The organism is Flavobacterium sp. UM26, from assembly GCF_057922445.1.
Window position 1 is genome coordinate 175158 of the sequence record NZ_JBVHCY010000003.1, and the last position, 21573, is coordinate 196730.

Sequence of the window (21573 nt, forward strand, 5' to 3'; positions counted from 1 at the left end):
AAAGCTCAGGTCTTTTTTTTGATTGTTAATGACTATTGTTATTTTCTTACTTTTTTCATGGTTTAGTTGAGTTTTTTAAAATAAAACCCCTGATAATAACATATTTTTCTTTTTTTATTTTTTTTATCAACAATTTTTTTATTTTTATTGCAAATAGTAAGGTTTCTAAATTAAGTAAGACATAAAATCACTTCGTATGAAGAGAATACTTTTTGTCTTTTTATTAATGGCTAGTTCTATTATTCTAGCTCAGAAAGTAGAAAGAACTTTGATAATTAAGGACATGGATTCACAACTTCCTATAGAAGATGTGACCGTTTTGGTAGCTAAGACCAAACAAATCCTTGTAAGTAATAAGGAAGGGGAAGTTAGTTTTATTGTGAATGGAAATTCAAATTTACAGTTTTCTCATCCTTCCTACGTTGGAATTACCGTTCGTCCTGCTACACTCAAACAAAATGGCAATGTTGTTTACATGAAAAGTAGTTTGAATAAACTAGATGAATTGGTTGTTACCCGCCAGCATCCTCAGAAGTTACTGAAATCTTTAGTAGCAAATTCAATTAAAAAATTCAATGTTCCAGCTCGTTTGAAAGTATATTGTCGTGAGTTTTTTAAACTTAATGGGGTGTATTCTTATTACACAGATGGTTTGTTGAATTTTCAGATTGTAGGAGATCAAAAAAAATTAAATTCAACTATCTTGGTTGAACAAAACCGTTCTTTTGGTGCGATAGAAGAAGAAATAAGTGCCGATTTGTTGGGGTATAATCTCAATAATATCATTGAAAATTATTATACGTTTAAGTATTTAGCACCTATTTTGGATCCTAAAGCAAAGGATAATTACTACTTCTTGGTACGTTCTTATTCTGAAAATGATGCCTATTATGTTTTGACTGCCACACCATTAGATAATTCGAAAGGATTGCTGGATGAATTTAAGATTATTTATGACAATCAGAAAAATTTGATTATCGAAGTGAGTTCTAAAATATCTGAAATTAGTTTGGCAAGAAGTACTGGTATTGCCAAAACTGGAGCCAAGAAAATTTATATGTCTAATTTCAAAACCACCTATAGAGTAGAGGATACTAACTATTTTTTAGTTAGTTCTAAAGAAGAAATTGGGTTTGAAAAAGTTTACAAAAAAGAAACTAAAAATATAGAGGTTAGAAATTATTTGGTAACTACCAATTTTAGTAACCAAAATTACACTTATCGTGAACCTCAAGTTTTTAAAGACAAAACACTTATTAATAAAGGGAATAGTATCTTAACCAACTATTGGGATTTTTCAGGCTTGGCAGCTACAGACGAAGAACAACGAATAATTTCGATTATTGAGAAAAAATTATAACCTTTTTTTACCACTATAGACTACCTGTTTTTTTCTTTTTTGCGACAATGACATACGTGTCGTAAGCATACGTTTCTCTGTCAATGATTTCAATGATTTCGAAACCTTTTACATAAAGAAAAAGCTGAATTTCGTTTAAAGTAAAGACTCTAACCGTAGAAAAATCTTCTGCAATAACTTCTTTTTCATCGTTGATGACGGTATAATAAGTTGCCGACCATTCCATCAAAAAATTATCTGCTGTGGTCAGTTTCCAATTACTGTCTCTGTAATGTGGTATTCCATCACAATCTGCTTTGTGAAGAATACTTGGGTTGTTTTCAGTATAAGGGATATAACGATTAGCGTCGATGAAGTCAAATACAAATATGCCTTCTTGGGTTAGATTTTGATAAACAGAATCAAAACAATAATATACGTCCTCGTTGGAGATGAGGTAACTAGTAGAACGACCCGTTATGAGGATAGCATCAATGGGGTTTTCTAGGGTGAACTCTCTCATGTCTCCATGAATAAAAGTGCTTTTCGAAGTTCTTTTCTTAGCGATTGCAATCATGTCTTCACTTGCATCTAAGCCCAAGTACTTATGGTTGTTCTGAAAAAAACGCAAGGCAAGATTTCCGGTTCCGCTTCCAAGCTCTAGAACAGCATTGTAATGATTTTTCTGTAAAATTTGGTTATAGAATTGATATTCTTCGTTGTAATCAATGAAAGTTTGATACATAGCATCGTAAATACTAGCCATTTTATCTGTAAATAATGTATTCATACTTTTGCAGATTATTGATTATAAATGTAAATAAAAAACAGCATCAAAAACGTATTTGATGCTGTTTAATTTATTTTTATCTAATAATCGGTATTGATTTTTTGGTCTAGTTAATTAGATGTGATTTAAAAATTAAAACCTAATCGAGCATAGTAATAGGCTCCACTAAAGCCCATTTGTACGGCATCCCAGTATCCCCCAGCTTCCACCCAGTCATCTTGTTGGTCTGGATAGATATTGAAAAGGTTGTTAGCTCCAATGCTTAATTTGGTATGTTTTTGTAATTGAAAACCAAAAGTTAAATCCGTAACGATTTTTGCACCATAAGTATCTGTCGCTGATTTAATTTGTTCTGCGAAAGAACCATAACCTGCCACATCTTCATACATTTGATAATCTAGTAGTTTAACTTCGCTAAATCTTGTAAAAGCCAAACCAGCATTAAACCATTTTCGGTCATAGTTTAAGTTTAATCCAAATTTATTGTCAGGTGCTGAGGCTAGTAAAAAGGCTTTTTCTCTCTCGCCAAAGAAAATTTCTTTGTCTAAACTACCATTTTTCACTTTATCAATTTTCATATTGTTGATGTTACCTACTAATGAAGCTGAGAAGGAATTGTCATTGATTTTCTTTTTCCAAGATAGCACAATGTCCAAACCGGTGGTTTTAGTGTCTACGCCATTAACGAAGAATTGTGCTTCGTCTACACCTAAATTAAAACTTGATGCATCAAAATATCCAGTAAGTACAATTCTGTCCTTTACATTGATTAAGTAACTATCTACTGTTGCTGTAAAATCTCCAAAAGTCGCAGTAAAACCTAGAGAGCCATTCAGTGCTTTTTCTTCATTTAGCTTGTCAATTCCAAAAGCTTTGGTTACAGGGCTATTGTTTGGTGAAAGTAAAATTTCTGAAGCCCCACTTGAAGAGAAATTAGTAAAACGCAAGTTGTAATATACTTGTGCCAAAGAAGGTGCACGGAAACCAGTACTTATAGAACCTCTAAAATTGATGTTTTTAGATGCTTTTATTCTTGTTGAGAATTTTCCGTTTAAAGTACTTCCAAAGTCACTGTAGTTTTCAAAACGCAAGGCACCGCTTATTAGAAAGTTTTCGGTTACGTCTAATTCGCTATCGGCATACAAAGATAAATTGGTTCTATTTTTATCCACTTCGTTTTTAGGACTATAGCCTGGGAATCCTTGAGAACCACCAGGTCTTGCTTCTCCAGAAATAGGGTCGATTGGAGCAAATTGGGATGTAGGATCAGTAATTGGTAATCCGTTGGTGTCATAGGTTGCATAAGAACCTTCTTCTCCAGCAAAAATGTTGAATTTTTCTGTTCTGTATTCTGCTCCAAAAGCTAAGTTCATTCCACTCAAAACCGAATCATAATTTTTGGAGAAATCAAAATTCATAGTATTTTGAATAAGGCTATGTCCACCTGCATCAAATTCAGTTGGAGAGGCTTCCTCTAACGATGCATTAATGGTTCCTTTCACGTAATAATGGAAAAGGTTTTTCCCATAAGTATTACTGATGTCGATTTTCCAACCGCTAGCTGTTTTGGTTCTAAAACCAGCAGCAAAAGAATTGTCTACAATGTTTGAAGTGATTCTTGGGGTATACCCTCCAGGATAAATAGTTTCAACGACTCTTTCGCCATCGTTTCTCGTGAAGGCATAAGCATCGGTATCTCTAAAGTTGCGTCCGCCAAAAGCATAAAACTCTGATTTTTCTGAAATAGGAATGGCTAAATTTCCAAATAAATTGAAACCTTGTATTTCGGCTTCACCAAATCCTTTTCTGAAATCAAAACCAGGGCGTAAGGTTTTATTTTTACTCAAATATTCAGTGGTGAAATTAGCATATCCTCCTTTTTCTCCGATAGTAAGACCATAATTGGCAGCGATTTTTACAGAGCCGCCATCAAAATTCTGATCTTTTCCAAAGCTATTTCCGTTTCCATTTTGATCCAATCGAAAACCTTTGGTATTGGCTGTGCCATCAGGAAAATCTCCTTGGGCATTTGTATTATAAGCACCATAAGTAATCATTCCAGTTACTTCATCAACATTGTCGTTAAGAACGATATTTATTACCCCAGCAATCGCATCAGAGCCATATTGCGCTGCGGCACCATCTCTCAAGATTTCTATTCTTTTGATAGAAGCAGCTGGAATGGCATTTAAATCGGTTCCAGTATTTCCTCTACCACGAGTACCAAAAAGATTGATCAATGACGATTGATGACGTCTTTTTCCGTTGATTAAAACCAAGGTTTGATCGGGTCCTAATCCTCTAAGTGATGCTGGATCTACGTGGTCTGCTCCATCGGATCCGGATTGTTTATTGGCATTAAAGGAAGGAGCTACATATTGAAGAAGTTCGTTGATTTCTAATTTTCCGCTTTGAGTAGTCACATCTTTTACACTAATGATGTCGATGGGAACAGCAGAATTGACAACGGTTCGTTTAGAGTTTCTTGAACCTACCACTTGAACTTCTTGTAATTCTTGTCCATTATCGTTGGTTAATGTAACGTTGAGTTCATCTCCCGTTGGTGTTTTGCTAATTGTTTTGTAGCCTACATAACTAAAAACCAATACTCCATTTGCAGAAATTTTGATTTTATACTTTCCGTCAAAATCAGTTGAAACTCCGTTTGAAGTTCCTTTTTCGGTTACATTGACTCCAGGTATTGGGTTGCCCTCAGCGTCCTTGATTGTTCCAGTTATTTCTTTCTGTGCTACTGCAATAAAGGAGCATAGTAGAAAAAATAATAAACATACTTTTTTCATAATTTCTTGTTTTTTGGTTATTGTTTGGTTGATTTGTAGATAAATGTAGCTTAATTTTAACAAAATGAGTGTAAAATGTTTATAGTTTTTGAGTTTTGTTGTTAACTTTTAATAAATGTTAGAATGTTCTTCAACAAGGATATTATAAATCTTATATTTGCAAACTTTAAATCGTAATACCTAAAAGGTGAATCATTTTTTTTGATTCACGGAAAAATACATACTATGAAAGCAGGAATTGTAGGCTTACCTAATGTTGGAAAATCAACTTTATTTAATTGTTTGTCAAATGCCAAAGCGCAGAGTGCAAACTTCCCTTTTTGTACCATCGAACCTAATATTGGAGTGGTAAACGTACCCGATCCAAGGATTAATAAATTAGAAGAATTAGTTAAACCTGAGCGTGTACAAATGGCAACGGTAGATATCGTAGATATTGCTGGTTTAGTAAAAGGCGCTAGTAAAGGGGAAGGATTAGGAAATCAATTTTTGGGAAACATTAGAGAATGTAATGCCATTATTCACGTTTTACGTTGTTTTGATAATGATAATATTGTACACGTAGACGGCAATGTAAATCCTATTCGCGACAAAGAAACTATTGATATCGAATTGCAACTAAAAGATTTAGAAACAATCGAAAAGCGATTAGAGAAAGTAAAGAGAGCTGCGAAAACAGGAAATAAAGAGGCTCAAGCTGAAGAAGCATTATTGAACAGAATTCGTGAAGCACTTTTACAAGCTAAGTCTGCTAGAACTGTGATACCTCAAAATCACGATGAAGAAGTTTTGATGGAGAGTTTTCAGTTGATTACTTCAAAACCAGTTTTGTATGTGTGTAATGTTGACGAGAGTTCTGCTGTAAGCGGAAATAAATATGTAGATCAAGTTCGCGAATTGGTCAAAGATGAAGAAGCTGAAGTAATTGTACTTTCAGTAGGAGCCGAGGCTGATATTACCGAATTGGAAAGCTATGAAGAGCGTCAGGTTTTTCTTGAAGATATGGGATTAGAGGAGCCAGGTGCTTCTGTATTAATTCGTGCCGCTTATAAATTATTGAAACAACAAACTTATTTTACAGCAGGTGTAAAAGAAGTTCGAGCATGGACAATTAATATCGGTGCTACCGCTCCGCAAGCAGCAGGCGTTATTCATACTGATTTTGAAAAAGGGTTTATTCGTGCCGAAGTAATTTCATATGAGGATTTTGTTCACTATGGTTCTGAGGCTAAATGTAAAGAAGCTGGTAAGTTCAGAGTAGAAGGAAAAGAATATGTAGTGAAAGATGGAGATGTTATGCATTTTAGATTTAATGTATAGTAGTAATCAACTATCATTTAAAAGATAAACCGAGCAATTTGCTCGGTTTTTTTGTAATTTTTATGAATGGAGGTTTTATAGAGCGAGTTATTGCAGGCAAATCCATGATTTTTGTAATTTTGAATACCATTCATATACTTCTATTTATTTGCTATGATTATTGATATATCTTCTAAAAGCAGCCAAATTGGTGTTGTTTCGTCTTTTATAGATTTAGTAGAAACGGATTTTCAAGGATTAATGAATGCCTTATGTTGGCACCGAAAATTGGAAGGTGATTTTGCAGCGATTGTAAGCCAACTGCAACTCAAAGAAAATATAACCGAAATTACTTTTGAAGATTTAGTAGCACTACAATTAACGGAAGAAGCAAATTTGGCAAGAGAAATTATTCTTAATGATTTAAAGTTGTTAAGTGATTTTGGCGCCTCACCCTCACTTAATTTATTGAAATGTTATGAACGTGATAATGAATTAGACTTTATCTCAACGGATGTTTATTCCTATCACGTAGATCGTTCTACCATTGCTACAGATACTTTTTTATGTACATATCATGGAGCTGCAAGTGATATTATTCCAAATGATCAAGCTGAGCAGAAAATTTTAATTCCTGAAATTAGAAAAAAGCTAAAAACTTTGCATCATGGTTCAATTGAAGAATTTGAAGATTTTTTGAGGGAAAACTATTTTGATTTGCATTATCAAGCCAAACCTTATGCCCAACCTATTAATTTGGGGATAGGTCATCTTTGGCGTCTTGCAGTAGATCATCCCAAACAACAAGTACCGCCTTGTATTCATAGGGCACCTGTAGAAAACGAAGGTGAATATCGTTTGTTGTTGATTTGTTAGTTAGTAAAAACAAAAGTATTTCAGTTTTTTGAAACCTAATAAATAGCCTAGTTACATCAAAACGAATTGTAAATCCAGTAAAATATAGAATTTTGTGGAGGAAAGTGTTAAAATAAAAAAAGCACCTCGTTGAGGTGCTTTTTGCGGAGAAAGAGGGTGTTGTATCAATTCTGAGAACCCTCGTTTTATATGAGTTTGGCGAAACAGAAACCTCTAGGGTCTCGATTTTGAACCTCAAAATAGTTATTCTTTTCAGACAAATCTTATGATGTAAATTTAAAAAATTTTTTTGAATGAGATGTTCAAAAAATGAATTAGTTATGAGATGCTTACCCTAATATTAAAGGTTGAACTTGTTCAATTTTAAGGCTGGTGTATTGGCAAAACTCTTCGATTGAGACGAACTCATTTTCTTGCTTGTCAAGCTTCGTTCTTATTTTTTGTAATAACCGAATACTTTGGCGGTAACTTTTGCCTGTAATGCGTTGTATGTCTTTTGGGTAGATACATAACCTCTTACTCTCTGTTTTCATACTCTATCTATAGCTTTGATTGGGCTTTGACTTGCTTTAAACTACTCTGATTTAAGTCCATATTTTGACTAAAATTAGTAATTTTTTCTTTTGTTTTAGAACGTTTGATTTTTGTCATTTGTGTCATTTTTTGACATTTATGTTCAGAAGTGACATTTGGTACGGTGGCGTTTTTTTAAGTGGTTAAATTGGTTAAAATTTGCCTTATAATCAATCTGGGAAATGTTGCAACGGAAAATGATTGAGGGAGTTTGATGGATTATTCATTTTTAAATTTTAGCAATTATGGCAAGACAGAAAGGCATAATTAAATTGAAAGGTACTATCGGAGATATTACTTTTTACAAAACGAAAGATGGGCATTTGGCGAGAGAAAAAGGCGGTATCGACGCTAGTAGAATCGCCAATGACCCCGCTTTTCAAAGAACGCGTGAGAATGGTTCGGAGTTTGGAAGAGCTGGGAAAGCTGGGAAAGTACTCAGAACTGCGTTGCGCCAGGTGTTGATTAATTCCGCAGATGGGCGAATGGTAAGCCGATTGACCCAAGCTATGACGAAAGTCATTCAAGCGGATGCTACCAACCCTAGAGGACTACGTAATGTGATTGATGGCGAGGCGGAATTGTTGGCTGGTTTTGAGTTCAATATTGGTGGTAAGTTGGGCACCACTTTGTTCGCTCCTTTTGTGGGTACTATTGACCGTGTTTCTGGTTTGATTGGATTAAGTTTGGCTCCGTTTGTGCCAATTACTATGATTGCAGCGCCTTCAGGGACCACTCATTTCAAAATTATTTCGGCTGGTGCAGCTATTGATTTTGAAGCAGAGACTTTTGAAGTAACGACTTCAGAAACGGCTATTTTGCCGTGGGATGCTACTTTGACCGCCCCAATTGATCAAGACAACTCGGTGAGTGCTAATAGTACTAAGCCTTTGTTTTTAGCCCTTGGCGTTGAGTTTTATCAAGAAGTGAATGGGCAAATGTATCCGTTGAAAAACGGAGCTTACAACCCGCTTTCTTTGGTTCAAGTAGTCGGTTTGTAGAATGGTTTTAGTCCTTAAAAGGCAGTATTTCCCCGAAGGAACCAATGGACAACTCAGTTGTGAAGGTAAAATTCTGTGTAATACCATTGAATTACCTTGGAAGAATAATGAAACGAGGGTTTCCTGCATTCCTGAGGGGGAATATTTTATTAGAAAGCGCTACAGCAGAAAATACCAATGGCATTTGGAACTACTGGATGTACCTCATCGAAAGTTCATTCTTTTTCATCCAGCCAATTATGCTCAAAACGAATTACAAGGTTGTATTGCTCCCGTAACGAAACTTTCAGGTCCTGGATTAGGATTGATGTCCAGAAAAGCTTTTACAAAGCTCAAAGATTTCGTTTTTAAAGCATTGGATCAAAATGAAAGTGTATTGTTGATTGTTGAATCTTACCCTTAGACTCCACTTAGGACGACAAGGAATAAAAAAATACTAGTATGAATGTAATTGAACGCGCGAAAGCGCCCACCCCAAAATTTTTCAAGGTTTTGCGAACTATTGGGCTGACTTTGTTGGCCATCAGTGGCAGTGTTGTAGCTGCACCAGTAGCTTTACCTGTAGCTGTTGTTACCGTTGCGGGCTATGTGGCTGTTGCAGGTGGTGTATTATCAGCGGTAAGTCAAATTACCACTGGTACTGATAGCTTGGAACAAATTGCAGTTGATAATGAGACCCTGAAACCAGTTCAGGGTGAAAACCAAAATAGACCGAGAGATGGAGACTAGTGTAACTACCAAGACAGGAACAGCCTCAGGAACGTTGTTAAGTATTGCACCAAACATTTTTTCAGAAGATATTCTCAAAACGATCATTTTAGCTGTAATAGGAGCCGTTGTAAGTTTTAGCGTTTCGCTTTTATTGAAGTGGTTGATGAAGATTAAAAGCAAATAGTCCGGTTTTGATTGGTAACCTTTTCCGGAGAAAGAGAAAGCCTGGTCCGATTGGATCAGGCTTTTTTGCGTTTATAGATTCCTTAGGTCGATTTTGGCTATCACTGATTTTTTATCCCTGTGAAAATATGAAAACACACCCCTAACCCCTCTCAAGAGGGGAATTCGTTTCTGCAAACATTTCACAAATAGGTTTTTTATGACTGAGCTGTTATTTGTTACAATATCTGTACAAAATCACTTTTCTAAGGTCATTGATGAGGTTGATGTTTTCTTTGAATCTGTTTTCTTGTTGTTCTAAACGTTTGAGTGCTTCGATGTTTTTGACGTGTTCCTCGTGTTCTTCCATCATTTGAGTGGCTTTAGCATTGAATTGTTTTTTAAAATCAGTAAGACAAAGGAAAGGAATTACCGAACCAATGAGGTGTTGGTGCCAAAATTTGGATTTCCAAAGAGAGAAGGCAATCCAGTAGCAATTGTCTGCTTCATTTTCGCACTTGAAAACAATTACAAAGCTGTTGGTGTAGCTTTCTTTTTGTGGCTTGCCACTATTCATTCCTTTGTTTAATACAAAAAAATGAGGTTGTGTGTACTTGGTTCCGGGCTTGTGGGTTTTCATCATAAAGTTTAGCATACTTCAAGTTTTTAAGGGTTAGTATTTCTTTTTGCCTTTTCCCCTGACGTCTCGCTTTACTCGACATCTATTAAAAATTTTTGAAAAGAAAAAAAAGAAAAAAAGAAAGCACTCTCTTGAAGTGTAAGGTTTCAAAAAAGCCTGTTTTTTGGATTAAATACTACCCGGGAATACACAAGTGAATTTGATAGGTGCAGCTAACTTGAACTATCAAAAGGTTATGAAACAATTACAGAACGAGGGTGGAGATTTCATCCAAAACCCGTAGGGCTTGAATAGGCTTTTTTGAATACCTGGAACTTACCTTCGCCTTCTTTTTTTTTTTTTATTCGGAGTGGAGACGTGTGGGGATTATCGGAATTGGTACGGAAAGATGGTTTTGGAATGTAAATAGGATTGTGTATGAAGGAAAGGTTCGAAATAGATTTTTAAGACTATCGTGTTGGAAAGGGTATGGTATTTTTCAGGCGGATAAAAGAACCAATGATCCTTATAACTGCTTTTATCGGACTGGGAAATACCATACTCTTTCCTAGAGTGGTTTTTGAGGAGGCTTGAGATAGTCTTCAGTGGGGAGGTTTTAGTGTGCAAAAGGAGGTGGTGCGATACGGGGAAGCCTCTTCAAAAAGCAATGCAAGCACTACCTAGTGCGATGGGGCAGTAGCGCAGGCAAGGGTGTGGTTTTGTAGTGGCTAATCGGGGTTTTGTGATTGGTTTTCTGATGGGGCGATGCTTGAACTGTTATCTGGTAGTGGTTATCGGTTTTCGGTAATGGGAGATGGTTAGAATAGTTGTTTATCGCCCTATCTGGAAACCAATGGATTTTATGCTTCTGGCCAATGCAACAACCACACTCTTGCTGGGTATTTGGTTTTGTGGGTGCTGGAGGTGTGTTCATTGTGCAGATTTATAGTGTACAGTAGGATGGTGATGGGAAACAGAAAAGCACGCACAAAAGCAATGTCCTTCGTCTTCGCTCAGGATAAATGAGATACTTACCGATGTAAACACACAGTGCATAAAAACAGGGAACGAAAACGTGTTTGAATAAGGGAAAAACGGATTCTTTATTATGAAAATGAGTAGTGTTTTGGGCAGTGGCGAAAGACCGTTTTTTTAAAAACAGGGTGGAGCGAGGAAGTTTTTAAAAAAGTGGTCCTGGAGCCACTGACAAGCGCTTGGGGTGAGCGGCTTTTTTACATAATGTTATTATAGGGCATTGAAAAACTAAAAAAAAACAATAAACACGCTTTTAATGCACTATAATGCCACATTATGTAAAGAAGCTTTGGGAAAAAAAAGTACTGGCGTGAGTTGCGAAGCGTACGTGTTTTTGTTTTTGGCGGCGGGCAAGCTCTTTGGCTGATGGCTTATCGGTACTTTCTATTTTGTCGTAGTTGCTCTAGCCAGCAGACAAAGTGCTTGAAGTGCTGTAGGAAAAAAACCATGACAGTACTTTTTTTTTGGAGCGTTGGCCAGTGGGGGCAGGGGGAACGGAAAACGGTATTTTTTCACCATTTGTTCTTTTATACTTTATTAGAATAATGAACCGAAGTTTAGATTTTTGGCTACCAAATGCACTTCATAAGGATAGGCGAATTTTTGGATGGGTTCGTGTTGCAACCACTTTTGTTCGTCTTCTGGACGGAGAATGATGGGCATTCTTTTTTTGATGTTGTGAATTTCTGCCATTAATGGATTGGCTTCTGTGGTCACAATTGTGTAGGTGTTTTTTTCTTCTCCTGTTGTCGGATTTTGCCAGGTTGAATATAAACCCGCAAAAGCAAACAATTCTTCATTTTCAAGGCCTATTTCAAACTTTGATTTGTTTTTTCCTTTGGTATCGTGCCATTGCCATTCATAAAAGCCATTGGCTATTACCAAACAACGTTGGTTGACTACATTTCTAAAAGAAGGCTTTTCATTAATAGTTTCAATTCTAGCGTTGAGGGTTAGCTTCTTTATTTCCTCGTCTTTGGACCAAGAAGGAATTAAGCCCCAATTATAATGTGTAATGACTTCCGGTTGTTCATCAGTAATAATGGGATTCAATGCGAAATCAAACCCATTAATATTTTCCTTTGGTTGGAAAAGCGCTATCTTTTCGATTTTAGCTTTGAATCGACTTTCAACTGCTTTTGCTGCTTTGGTTTGTTTGGAATGGAAGCACATGTTCGGTTATCAGTTATCAGTTTTAGGTTATCAGTTGTGGGGAAATTGTTTAGGGTTTGAGGTTGTTTGAACGTTTAAAGTTTAAAGTTGTTTAAAGTTTAAGGTTGTTGTGGGTTAATGGTTAAAAGTTTAAAGTGATTATTTATAAGTCCTTAGTGATTAGTGAATGGCTTATTTAGGGGTTGTTGTTTTATTGTAGCACGAGAAAGAAAATGAGGGGACAGCTCGCGAGCTGTCCGTACGGGCATATAATTATTTTCTATTTGCTACTCAAATTTAGGGAATGATTTTGGAATAATTACCAGAGCGATTTTAATTTAGGATAGAAAGCCTGGTCCGTATGGATCAGGCTTTTTTACTAAAATAATAAAATTAGATTGAAAGATCCTCAATTGTTGCTTCTGGAGCATTGTTTTGAACAGATGTTATACCGTTTTCTCTTGCGGCTTCACTTTCGTACATTTCGCTTGAGCCGATAATTTGACCGTTTGAGGCTTTTAGATTAAAATAGTACTTGCTGTTTGAAGATATCTTGCGTTCAAATCTAGCATCAATTTGTGCATTTTGTTTTGTAGAGGCAATTCCATTCTCACAATTAGCTTTTGTCGAATAGCCTTCACTAGTAAGTATTACTTGCCCGTTGTTGGCTTTTAAGTTAAATTGAAACTCACCATTGGTTCTTTTGGTTATTACAAATTTTCCCATATTAACATTTTTTAGTTATGTGACACTAATTTAAGTATTTACGGTGTAACTGTTTCATTTTTTTTTAATGATTTTTCACCTAAAAAAAATTCAGTTGCTAGCTTGATAAGGGCATAAAAAAAATACGAAGTCGGGAGACTTCGTAAGCGGCTTAGAAGCAAATCTGTCAAATACAAACTATTTTCAAAGTGGACCATTTGCCCAAATAGATTTTAGAGTGTGTTAGCAGATGTTTTATTTCTATTCACAATTTTTGTTATAAAATTTAACAATATCTTCTAATCCTTCTCTAACTTTAAATTCTCTATTTTCTAATTTTTCAATTAATATTTTACAATCAGAAAAATAAGAAATAACTTTTCCTTTGAGATCATTTGTCAATGGACTATATGCTCCCAATGCAGTAAGTCTCTCCTCATTTGGTTTTTTTATGTAATAAAAAGTAGCTGATTGAGTTCCCATTCCCATTCCACCAGTTCCCATTCCACCAGTTCCCATTCCACCAGTATAAAATGTTGCAGATGTTGTATATAATTCCGCTTTGTTACCAGAAACCAATTCCTCAACCGCAATAAAGTTTTCGCGATCTTTTACTTGGAAAAATTTATAAACTCCTTTTTTATCATAGGAAAATTCAATTTCAACGGATTTTAATTTTGAAAATTCAAATTCTTGTGCTTTTGCATTTTCATCGGTTTTAAATTTAAAGGTATACCCTTTCTTTTTGCCAATTCCTTTTACTATTTCACCATTTTTGAAAGTGATTTTTACAGGTTTAAGTTGTGCATAACTAATGCTAATTGCAGAGATTAATAAAAATGATGCTAATTTCAATTTCATCGTTTATTACTTTTTTGTTTGATTATTTAATTACTTTTTAGTTTCAAAAAATATCAGCTAACGCCCGTTGTACTATAGCGGGGACTTTTAGTATGTATGTTAATTCAAGGAGCTAAATATATAAATAAGAAGTCGGGAGACTTTGTATAGCTGGGACCCAAATACAAAACCAAATTCAAATTTAGCCTATAGCACGTCTATTGCTTGCTGGCTGTTATATGCTTTTTTATATTAAAAGTTGTAATTTCTCCCAGTCCCTGTTCTTCTTGCCACTCTTGTGTTGCCGAAACCGATATAATATCTCCTTTAGAATTGGAAGAAAGTGATTTTCCAAAATAATCTCTTGCTCCATTACCGTCTTTTTTGAAAATTTGATTCCATATATTTCCATCATACTCAAAGACTCTAAATTGACCAGAGTTAGTTCCATTATTATCACTAAAGATGCTTGAGGCTATTAATAATTTGCCATTTGAAGAAATTTTAATAGCTTGTCCAAATAGATCGTATTTGTTTTCTCCATAAATACTATTTCCAATTTGAATCCATTCATTGTCTTTTTGGGCGTAAATATTAACAAATCCATTTTGTTCACTATCAATTTTATTACCCTCAGGTGCTCCAATCGCTACTGTATTCCCATCTTCTGATAATGATACTGAAAATCCAAATTTATCTTTTGCTTTATTTGACTTGATATCTTTGCCATTTTGAATCCATTTGTTATTTTTAAAATCAAAAATTCTTACATATCCTAAGTTATCAGGATTAAGGCAGCTAACAGCCACTCTATTGCCTGAAGAAGCTAACGAGATTGAGGCACCGAAATATTCAGATTGAGAGCTATCGGATATATTTTGACCTTTTATTACCCATTTTTTATTTATATACTCATAAATTCTTATAAAATCACCATTTCGACTAAATGGACAGCTAATAGCAATATAATTGCCATTTTTAGAAATTTTAACTTCACTTCCAAACATATCTTTAGATTGGCCTGATAGATTTTGCCCCACTTGCATCCATTGATTATTAACAAATTCGTAAACTTTGACCATACCTGAAATATATCCATTAACATCGTTATTGGGAGAACTTACAATAATTCTAGAGCCGTCAAAGGAAATATCAACGGATGCACCAAAATAATCACCAGTATCACCCCCAATGACAGTTTTTCCTAGTTGTTCCCATTTATTATTCTTAAGTTCATATACTTTTATGTTTCCACAATTATTCCCGCATTTTTCACTTTTAGTTGAGCTTGCAATTATACGCTTACCGTTACCAGACATAGCTAATTCATATCCGAAATTTGAATAGGCAAACTCTCCTTTTATGGTTCCAAATTCATTTTGAGCTTTCAAACTATTCTGAGAAAACATCAATAAAACGATTATGTAAATTTTTTTATACACTATGTGTTGGTTTTTAGGTAATTGCATATAGATGCAACAAACTTTCGTATATACAGCCAAAATTGGGTTTCTAAGCGAACTTTTGTTGTGATTTTGTTTAATTCAAATATATACAACTTTTAGTACACTATTCTGCTTTCACAGTAATTATTTCTTGGATTTTGGTGGTGTAGATGGCTTATGAATTGATTCGAAAATGAAAGATTTTTTTAAGGTTTACTAAAAAAAACAGAAAGACTTTTAGTACGTATTTTATTGGGATATATTTATAAATCAGCGAGGTCCCCCGACTTCGTTGAGTGGGGTGTCTTTTTCAATGGTTACTTTTTAAATTTAATTATTAAACCTCCTTCTCCAACTATCCATCCTATATCAGATGATGAAAAGGAAATAGACTTAAAATCCTGATAATAATTATCATTAATTTCAATTAATTTGCTATTCTTTAATAAATAGAGATTTGAGTTGCTGATTAACCAAATTTCATCAGCAATCATTTTCGAATCTCTGATAATAGGAGTATAGTCGTTTCTTTTAACTCTGTATTCATTATTTTTAAAGTATACGATCTCTTGACCAAAGATATAACCTTCGTTCTTGTTGATATGTTGTAAACTATAAAAATAATAATACGGATGATTCATCCCCAATATATCTTCTTGCTTTATATGTTTTAGGTTATCACCATCCATTTTTATTAATGTTCTGTTCCATCCTAAAATGAATCCTTTGTCTTGGTCAGAAATACTAACACAGTATAAATGAGATTGCGTTTCTGATTTAATTTGCAACCATCTATTTTCAATATATTTAAAAATGACACCATTATTGCCAACTATATAGCCAGAATTTTGTTTGAAATGAATATCATTGAGGCCTTCTTTTGTATCAATTTGGATACTTTCCCACACATTATTTTTTAATTTAAGTAATGTTCCATATTCACCAACTATCCATCCATTTCCGTCCATATCAAAAAAGACTTTATTTAAAGTTTCTTTAACGGGACTTCTATATTTAGCCCATTTTCCATGATCAAATTTATAAATAGTACCACCCCAACCAACTGCCCAACCATTTAGTGAATCTCGAAACGCTATTGAAGAAAAAAAAGGAACATCTTTGTCCTCAATTATTGTCTCAAAAGATTGAGAAAATAGACTAAAGGGCAATAGGATTAATGTAATTATGAATCTATTCATTATCTGGGAGTCTTATTTTTTTTCAATGTTTTCCAACTTGTCTATAAATATAAGAAGCCTTCGTATACATACCAATAATTGGTTAGATAAGCAAAGACTTTTTCTGCTTCATATTTATTCAAATATATATAACTCTTAGTACACTTTTCAGCATTTATAGTTATTATTTCTTTGATTTTGGATATTAGATTAGCGATTTATTTGGTTGATGAAATGAAGGGCTGGATGAGTTTTAGGATGGGACAGGTCGCGACCTGTCCGTACGAATTGTAATTTATGGGGTCATTCGGTGGCGGGGTAGGTTGATTTCATGGGCTTGTGGGTAAGGGGCACGTTGGGTGCTGCTTACATCTTCTTTGATTTGTTGTTGGGTTTTGTATTGGTCTTTTGCTTCCATATATCGTGGGTCGGGAACAAAGGGCATCTTGGCCATTTTTGAAATGGTAAGGGTTGGAAAATGATAATCTACCTCAACTATTCCTAACAACAAATAACAACCTCCGCCTTGAAAGGGATATTGCACTAGGTTATCAGGAAAATGCACCGTATCAAAATAAGTACCTTCGTTGTCTATCCAAGTGCCGAAATACATGGTTCCTTTTACAGTGGGGACTTGCTTTCTTGAGATGAGGTAGGCTAGCATTTTGACTTGCTTTTTGTGGTGTAGTAGTAAATCTTTGGCCATAACATCCCCACGATATTTTGTTTGTAGCAAATCGAAAATTGTACAAGAAACGGGAAAACTGAGCAATTCTATTTCATCAAAAGCGTCTTCCAATAAGGAGCGTTCTAAATTGGGGAGTTTGTATTCTTTTACGGGTTCTTGTATCAGCATTGCATTTCTATGCTCTGGCTTTAAGTTGTTGAGTAACAAACTTGCAATGACTAAAAGCTGGTTTTTTGTTTGATTGGTAAATCGAAAAGCACCAATGAATATTAATATTTTAATGCTTTCAATTCCCATTGGGATGCGATTGATAAAGTCTTCTAAAGAAAGAAATGGGCCGTTTTTTTCTCTATCTGACTGAATGAAAAACGCCATTTTACTGTCCAAACTAAGAAGGTGCATGAACCCTAAATACACATCTGAACCATAAAGGTTTGTTTCGTAGTTGCTTTTGTTTACACAAGGATTGTGAACGGTTGCGCCTGCCATTCGTGCTTCGTGGACATAGACTTCGGTTCTGTAAAATCCGCCTTGGTTGTTGATTACCGCGACCATAAATTCTATAGGATAATAGACTTTTAAGTACAAACTTTGATAGCTTTCTACAGCATAGGAAGCGGAATGCGCTTTGCAAAACGAGTATCCTGCAAAAGATTCTATCTGGCGGTAAATTTCCTCGCTGAGGGTAGGAGGGTGTCCTTTTTGCAAGCAGGAGGCAAAGAAATTTTCTTTTACTTTTCGCAAGGCTTCTACAGAACGTCCTTTGCCCGACATCGCTCTACGCAATATGTCTCCATCAGCAGCTGGTAAACCACCATAATGTAGGGCTATCTTGATTACATCTTCTTGGTACACCATAATGCCGTAGGTTTCGCCTAATTGCTCCTTGAACACTTCATGGAAGTACTCAAATTGGGAGGGGTTGTTGTGGCGAAAAATGTATTCTTTCATCATACCCGATTTGGCCACACCAGGGCGAATGATAGAAGAAGCCGCTACTAATGTTTTGTAATTGTTGCATTTGAGTCTTCTTAATAAGCCTCGCATTGCTGGACTTTCGATATAGAAACAGCCAATCGTTTTGCCTTGCGCTAAATAGGTATTGGCTACGGCTTCATTTTTTGAAATGGAAGTATCTCGGATGTTTACCCGAATTCCTCTGTTTTGTTCGATGAGTTTGACTGTATCGTCAATATGTCCAATACCGCGTTGGCTTAAAATATCGAATTTTTCAAAGCCGATATCTTCGGCTACGTGCATGTCAAAAAGGACGATTGGAAATCCTTTTGGTGGCATTTCCAGTGGGGTGTAATTCGTAATAGGTTCTTCCGATATTAAGATGCCACAGGAATGCATGCTGCGTTGGTTGGGATATTTTTCTAGCATCATACCATATTCTTGTACGAGCTTGACAATGCTGTTCTTGTCGTGCAATTTCATTGGGTTTTTGGCCAGTAGGTCTAATTCTTCTTTGGGAAGACCAAATACTTTACCTACTTCTCTGAAAATAGAACGGTATTTGAATTCGACATTGGTGCCACAAAAAGCGACATTTTCTTTGCCATAGCGATTGAAGATGTATTCCAGGATTACATCGCGTTCTTTCCAACTCCAATCAATATCAAAATCAGGTGGGCTTTTGCGGTTTTCATTTAGAAACCGTTCAAAGTACAAGTCGAGTTCTAGTGGACAAATATCGGTAATGCCCAAGCAATAGGCTATGATGCTATTGGCACCGCTTCCCCGACCAATGTGCATAAAACCACGGCTGTTGCTATAGCGAATAATGTCCCAAGTGATTAAAAAGTAACCACTGAATTCTAATTGGTCAATGACCTTGAGTTCTTTTTCGACTCTTGCTTTTGCTTCTATATTATTTTTACCATAGCGCCATAGCATTCCTTGTTGGGCTAATGATGTTAGTAATGCTATGTCGCTTTGCCGATTGTTGGTGTAGTATTTTTTGTTTTTAGGGGTATTGCAATCAAATTTAAAATTGCATTGCTCTATTAGTTCTGTTGTATTGGCAATGATTTGTGGGTAGTCTGCATACTGCGTCAAAAGCTCTTCTACTGGTTTGAGTACTTCTGTTGTTTTACAATAGTCAGCTTCCGTTAGTTTCGACAATATGCTATTGGAATCAATGGCTCTTAAAATTTTATGCAGATTGAATTCTTTTTTGGTTCTGAACGTCACGGGTTGCCATACGACCATTTTGGCTATTTTGCTTTTGAGTTCCAAAGCAAAAAGTTTAGGTAGCTCTTCTGGGCGAATGCCTATAAATTCATTCTCCTGAAGTGTTTTTGGTGCATTTTCTATAGTATAAATGATGAAAACTTGCTCGAATTGTGGTGCTTGTTTTGGTAGTGGTTCGCCGCTGAAATTATGAGTCGTTAGGAATCGGTTCATCTCTGCCAAACCACTGGCATTTTTGGCTAAACCGATGTACCGCATTTTGTTTTCTGAATGGAATTCAATCCCTACAAGTGGTTTGATTCCTACCTCATCACAGCCTTTTATAAAATCATAGATTCCAGTTACCGTATTGATATCTGTAAGTGCCATCGCTTGTACTCCACAAGTAACGGCCTGCCTAATAAGGTCATTAAGAGGAATGGTGCCGTAACGGAGGGAGTGGAAGGAGTGGCAGTTGAGGTACATTTTTTTTTGAGGGTTTAAGGTTGTTTAAAAGTTTAAAATTGTTTAAAAGTTTAAAGGTTTAAGGTTGTTTGGGAAGTTCTCTTTTCTTTTCCCCAGCCCTAAAGGGAGGAAAAGAGAACGAGATGATTCTTTGTATACGATTTTGGGTTTAAGGTTTTTTAAAGTTTAAAGTTGTTTAAAGGTTTAAGGTTGTTGTGGGTGTTGTGAGGCTTCTCGACTCCGCTCGAAGTGACAGTGATTGTTGTTTGTTCTGGGGTAATTGTTTAAAGTTGTTTATGGTTGTTGTGGGTTATGGGTTATCGGTTGTCGGTTATCAGTTGTCGGTTGTCAGTTATCAGTTATCAGTAGTGAGTTATCGGTTGTGGGTTATGGTTTAAGGTTGTTTAAAGTTTAAAGTTGTTTAAAGGTTTAAGGTTGTTGTTAGGCTTCTCGACTGTACTTCGACTTCGCTCAGTATAGACTACTCGAAGTGATAGTGATTGATATAGTTTATTGTTGTTTTGGGGGTCTTTTTAGAATTACATCTTTTCTGTTGGGTTTGAAGGAGGCTCCTGCACAACGCATAACGGCATCAAAACCGTAGCGGGTTTTCATTTTGTCCATAGCTTCATAGAGGGCTAGCATTTCTAAGGTGTCTTCGAAAAGGTTGATTTGGTAGGTTCCTCGTACGAGGCCACTAAAACGAATACCAATTAATCGCAAGCGCATACGTCTTTGGTATACTTTGTCAAATAGTTCCATTACGTGTTTGTTGAGGATATGGTCGGCTGAGGTGTAGGCAATTTTGCATTGCTTGGTTTCGGTGTCAAAATTGGCATAGCGGATTTTAACTACAATAGTTGAGGTGAGCCATTGTTCTGAACGTAGTTGAAATGCCAGTTTTTCAACCATTCCCATTAGGATTGCTTTTAGTTTGATTATGTCAATCGTGTCTTGGGAAAATGTATGTTCGGTTGAAATTGATTTTCTCTCGGTGTAGGGTTCTACGGGGGTGTTGTCTATTCCATTGGCTTTTTTCCAAATATCAAGTCCGTTTTTGCCAATCATTTGCTGCAGTACTTCCGCAGGCATTTCCGATAGGGTTTGAATGGTACGAATTCCAATGCGGGATAATAATCTAAAGGTCACGTCACCCACCATCGGTATTTTTTGTATGGATAAGGGATTTAGAAAAGGTTTTACCAAGTGCTCGGGTATCTCTAGATTTTGTTTTTGCTTTCCTTCTCCTGTCCCAATTTTTGATACTGTTTTGTTTACTGATAAAGCAAAAGTTAAGGGTAAACCCGTTTCTTTGGTGATGGTTTTGGCGAGTTCGTCTGTCCATTTGTAACAGCCATAAAATTTATCCATTCCGGTGATGTCTAAATAGAATTCATCGATACTGGCTTTCTCTACCACAGGCGCTTTTTCTTGAATGATTTCGGTTATGGTATGGGAAAATTTGGAATACAATTCCATATCACCTTTCATCACCTTGGCTTGTGGACAAAGTTTTAGTGCCATATGAATAGGCATGGCTGAACGCACCCCAAAACGGCGTGCTTCATAGGAACAAGAAGCTACGACTCCACGGTCGCCACCTCCTATGATTAGAGGGATGCCTTCTAATTGTGAGTTCGTAATTCTTTCGCAGGAAACGAAAAAAGTATTCATGTCGAGATGTACAATTGCCCTAGTCATTTTGATGCTTTTATAGGG

Annotated in this window: 17 protein-coding genes; 7 read left to right on the plus strand and 10 right to left on the minus strand. The window is 35.8% G+C overall.

Annotated elements, in window-relative coordinates:
• The first annotated feature begins 196 nt into the window (after positions 1 to 196).
• On the plus strand, positions 197 to 1360 hold the full coding sequence (locus tag ACZ1AQ_RS05205; RefSeq protein WP_489631887.1) for a hypothetical protein: 1164 nt from the start codon (positions 197 to 199) through the stop codon (positions 1358 to 1360).
• Positions 1361 to 1373: 13 nt separating this feature from the next.
• Here ACZ1AQ_RS05205 and ACZ1AQ_RS05210 read toward each other — a convergent pair whose 3' ends face one another.
• Together ACZ1AQ_RS05210 and ACZ1AQ_RS05215 are read right to left on the minus strand one after the other, a co-directional pair.
• Positions 1374 to 2129, minus strand: coding sequence for a class I SAM-dependent DNA methyltransferase (locus ACZ1AQ_RS05210; protein WP_489631888.1), 756 nt, complete (start codon positions 2127 to 2129; stop codon positions 1374 to 1376).
• Positions 2130 to 2254: 125 nt separating this feature from the next.
• Positions 2255 to 4930, minus strand: a complete 2676-nt coding sequence (locus ACZ1AQ_RS05215) for a TonB-dependent receptor (RefSeq protein WP_489631889.1) — start codon at positions 4928 to 4930, stop codon at positions 2255 to 2257.
• A gap of 225 nt (positions 4931 to 5155) precedes the next feature.
• Here ACZ1AQ_RS05215 and ychF point away from each other — a divergent pair, with 225 nt between their 5' ends.
• From ychF to ACZ1AQ_RS05245, 6 genes are all read left to right on the plus strand, one after another.
• Complete coding sequence (ychF, locus tag ACZ1AQ_RS05220) at positions 5156 to 6250, plus strand: redox-regulated ATPase YchF (protein ID WP_489631890.1); 1095 nt, start codon at positions 5156 to 5158, stop codon at positions 6248 to 6250.
• 153 nt (positions 6251 to 6403) lie between these two features.
• Positions 6404 to 7105: a DUF1826 domain-containing protein gene (locus ACZ1AQ_RS05225; RefSeq protein ID WP_489631891.1), complete on the plus strand. Its 702-nt coding sequence runs from the start codon at positions 6404 to 6406 to the stop codon at positions 7103 to 7105.
• A gap of 818 nt (positions 7106 to 7923) precedes the next feature.
• Complete coding sequence (locus tag ACZ1AQ_RS05230; protein WP_489631892.1) at positions 7924 to 8679, plus strand: hypothetical protein; 756 nt, start codon at positions 7924 to 7926, stop codon at positions 8677 to 8679.
• A 1-nt stretch (position 8680) separates the two neighbouring features.
• Positions 8681 to 9082 (plus strand): DUF5675 family protein, encoded by a 402-nt coding sequence (locus ACZ1AQ_RS05235; protein WP_489631893.1) that lies wholly within the window; start codon positions 8681 to 8683, stop codon positions 9080 to 9082.
• Between the two features lie 38 nt (positions 9083 to 9120).
• Positions 9121 to 9408: a hypothetical protein gene (locus ACZ1AQ_RS05240; RefSeq protein WP_489631894.1), complete on the plus strand. Its 288-nt coding sequence runs from the start codon at positions 9121 to 9123 to the stop codon at positions 9406 to 9408.
• Positions 9398 to 9574, plus strand: a complete 177-nt coding sequence (locus ACZ1AQ_RS05245; protein WP_489631895.1) for a hypothetical protein — start codon at positions 9398 to 9400, stop codon at positions 9572 to 9574. Before ACZ1AQ_RS05240 ends, ACZ1AQ_RS05245 begins: the two co-directional genes overlap by 11 nt.
• Before the next feature lie 210 nt (positions 9575 to 9784).
• On the opposite strand, the gene ACZ1AQ_RS05250 is transcribed toward ACZ1AQ_RS05245, so the two are convergent.
• From ACZ1AQ_RS05250 to dinB, 8 genes are all read right to left on the minus strand, one after another.
• Positions 9785 to 10207 carry a DUF6943 family protein gene (locus ACZ1AQ_RS05250; protein ID WP_489631896.1) on the minus strand — a complete coding sequence of 141 codons (423 nt, stop codon included), beginning with the start codon at positions 10205 to 10207 and terminating at the stop codon, positions 9785 to 9787.
• Positions 10208 to 11743: 1536 nt separating this feature from the next.
• Positions 11744 to 12379 carry an SOS response-associated peptidase gene (locus ACZ1AQ_RS05255; RefSeq protein WP_489631897.1) on the minus strand — a complete coding sequence of 212 codons (636 nt, stop codon included), beginning with the start codon at positions 12377 to 12379 and terminating at the stop codon, positions 11744 to 11746.
• 372 nt (positions 12380 to 12751) lie between these two features.
• On the minus strand, positions 12752 to 13084 hold the full coding sequence (locus ACZ1AQ_RS05260) for a YegP family protein (RefSeq protein WP_489631898.1): 333 nt from the start codon (positions 13082 to 13084) through the stop codon (positions 12752 to 12754).
• 240 nt (positions 13085 to 13324) lie between these two features.
• Positions 13325 to 13924: a hypothetical protein gene (locus ACZ1AQ_RS05265; RefSeq protein WP_489631899.1), complete on the minus strand. Its 600-nt coding sequence runs from the start codon at positions 13922 to 13924 to the stop codon at positions 13325 to 13327.
• A gap of 197 nt (positions 13925 to 14121) precedes the next feature.
• A complete protein-coding gene (locus ACZ1AQ_RS05270; RefSeq protein WP_489631900.1) occupies positions 14122 to 15372 on the minus strand; it encodes a WD40 repeat domain-containing protein in 1251 nt (416 codons plus the stop codon).
• Between the two features lie 293 nt (positions 15373 to 15665).
• On the minus strand, positions 15666 to 16547 hold the full coding sequence (locus ACZ1AQ_RS05275; RefSeq protein WP_489631901.1) for a WD40/YVTN/BNR-like repeat-containing protein: 882 nt from the start codon (positions 16545 to 16547) through the stop codon (positions 15666 to 15668).
• Positions 16548 to 16821: 274 nt separating this feature from the next.
• A complete protein-coding gene (locus ACZ1AQ_RS05280; protein ID WP_489631902.1) occupies positions 16822 to 19875 on the minus strand; it encodes a DNA polymerase III subunit alpha in 3054 nt (1017 codons plus the stop codon).
• 489 nt (positions 19876 to 20364) lie between these two features.
• Complete coding sequence (dinB, locus tag ACZ1AQ_RS05285; RefSeq protein WP_489631903.1) at positions 20365 to 21555, minus strand: DNA polymerase IV; 1191 nt, start codon at positions 21553 to 21555, stop codon at positions 20365 to 20367.
• Positions 21556 to 21573: the final 18 nt, after the last annotated feature.

Bases quoted from the DNA above. Each gene is read 5' to 3' on its own strand.
- ACZ1AQ_RS05255 (WP_489631897.1), bottom strand. From the start codon at position 12,379: ATGTGCTTCCATTCCAAACAAACCAAAGCAGCAAAAGCAGTTGAAAGT.
- ACZ1AQ_RS05230 (WP_489631892.1), top strand. From the start codon at position 7,924: ATGGCAAGACAGAAAGGCATAATTAAATTGAAAGGTACTATCGGAGAT.
- ACZ1AQ_RS05205 (WP_489631887.1), top strand. From the start codon at position 197: ATGAAGAGAATACTTTTTGTCTTTTTATTAATGGCTAGTTCTATTATT.
- ACZ1AQ_RS05210 (WP_489631888.1), bottom strand. From the start codon at position 2,129: ATGAATACATTATTTACAGATAAAATGGCTAGTATTTACGATGCTATG.
- ACZ1AQ_RS05260 (WP_489631898.1), bottom strand. From the start codon at position 13,084: ATGGGAAAATTTGTAATAACCAAAAGAACCAATGGTGAGTTTCAATTT.
- ACZ1AQ_RS05270 (WP_489631900.1), bottom strand. From the start codon at position 15,372: ATGCAATTACCTAAAAACCAACACATAGTGTATAAAAAAATTTACATA.
- ACZ1AQ_RS05235 (WP_489631893.1), top strand. From the start codon at position 8,681: ATGGTTTTAGTCCTTAAAAGGCAGTATTTCCCCGAAGGAACCAATGGA.
- ACZ1AQ_RS05215 (WP_489631889.1), bottom strand. From the start codon at position 4,930: ATGAAAAAAGTATGTTTATTATTTTTTCTACTATGCTCCTTTATTGCA.
- ACZ1AQ_RS05250 (WP_489631896.1), bottom strand. From the start codon at position 10,207: ATGCTAAACTTTATGATGAAAACCCACAAGCCCGGAACCAAGTACACA.
- ACZ1AQ_RS05265 (WP_489631899.1), bottom strand. From the start codon at position 13,924: ATGAAATTGAAATTAGCATCATTTTTATTAATCTCTGCAATTAGCATT.
- ychF (WP_489631890.1), top strand. From the start codon at position 5,156: ATGAAAGCAGGAATTGTAGGCTTACCTAATGTTGGAAAATCAACTTTA.
- ACZ1AQ_RS05245 (WP_489631895.1), top strand. From the start codon at position 9,398: ATGGAGACTAGTGTAACTACCAAGACAGGAACAGCCTCAGGAACGTTG.
- ACZ1AQ_RS05240 (WP_489631894.1), top strand. From the start codon at position 9,121: ATGAATGTAATTGAACGCGCGAAAGCGCCCACCCCAAAATTTTTCAAG.
- ACZ1AQ_RS05280 (WP_489631902.1), bottom strand. From the start codon at position 19,875: ATGTACCTCAACTGCCACTCCTTCCACTCCCTCCGTTACGGCACCATT.
- ACZ1AQ_RS05225 (WP_489631891.1), top strand. From the start codon at position 6,404: ATGATTATTGATATATCTTCTAAAAGCAGCCAAATTGGTGTTGTTTCG.
- dinB (WP_489631903.1), bottom strand. From the start codon at position 21,555: ATGACTAGGGCAATTGTACATCTCGACATGAATACTTTTTTCGTTTCC.
- ACZ1AQ_RS05275 (WP_489631901.1), bottom strand. From the start codon at position 16,547: ATGAATAGATTCATAATTACATTAATCCTATTGCCCTTTAGTCTATTT.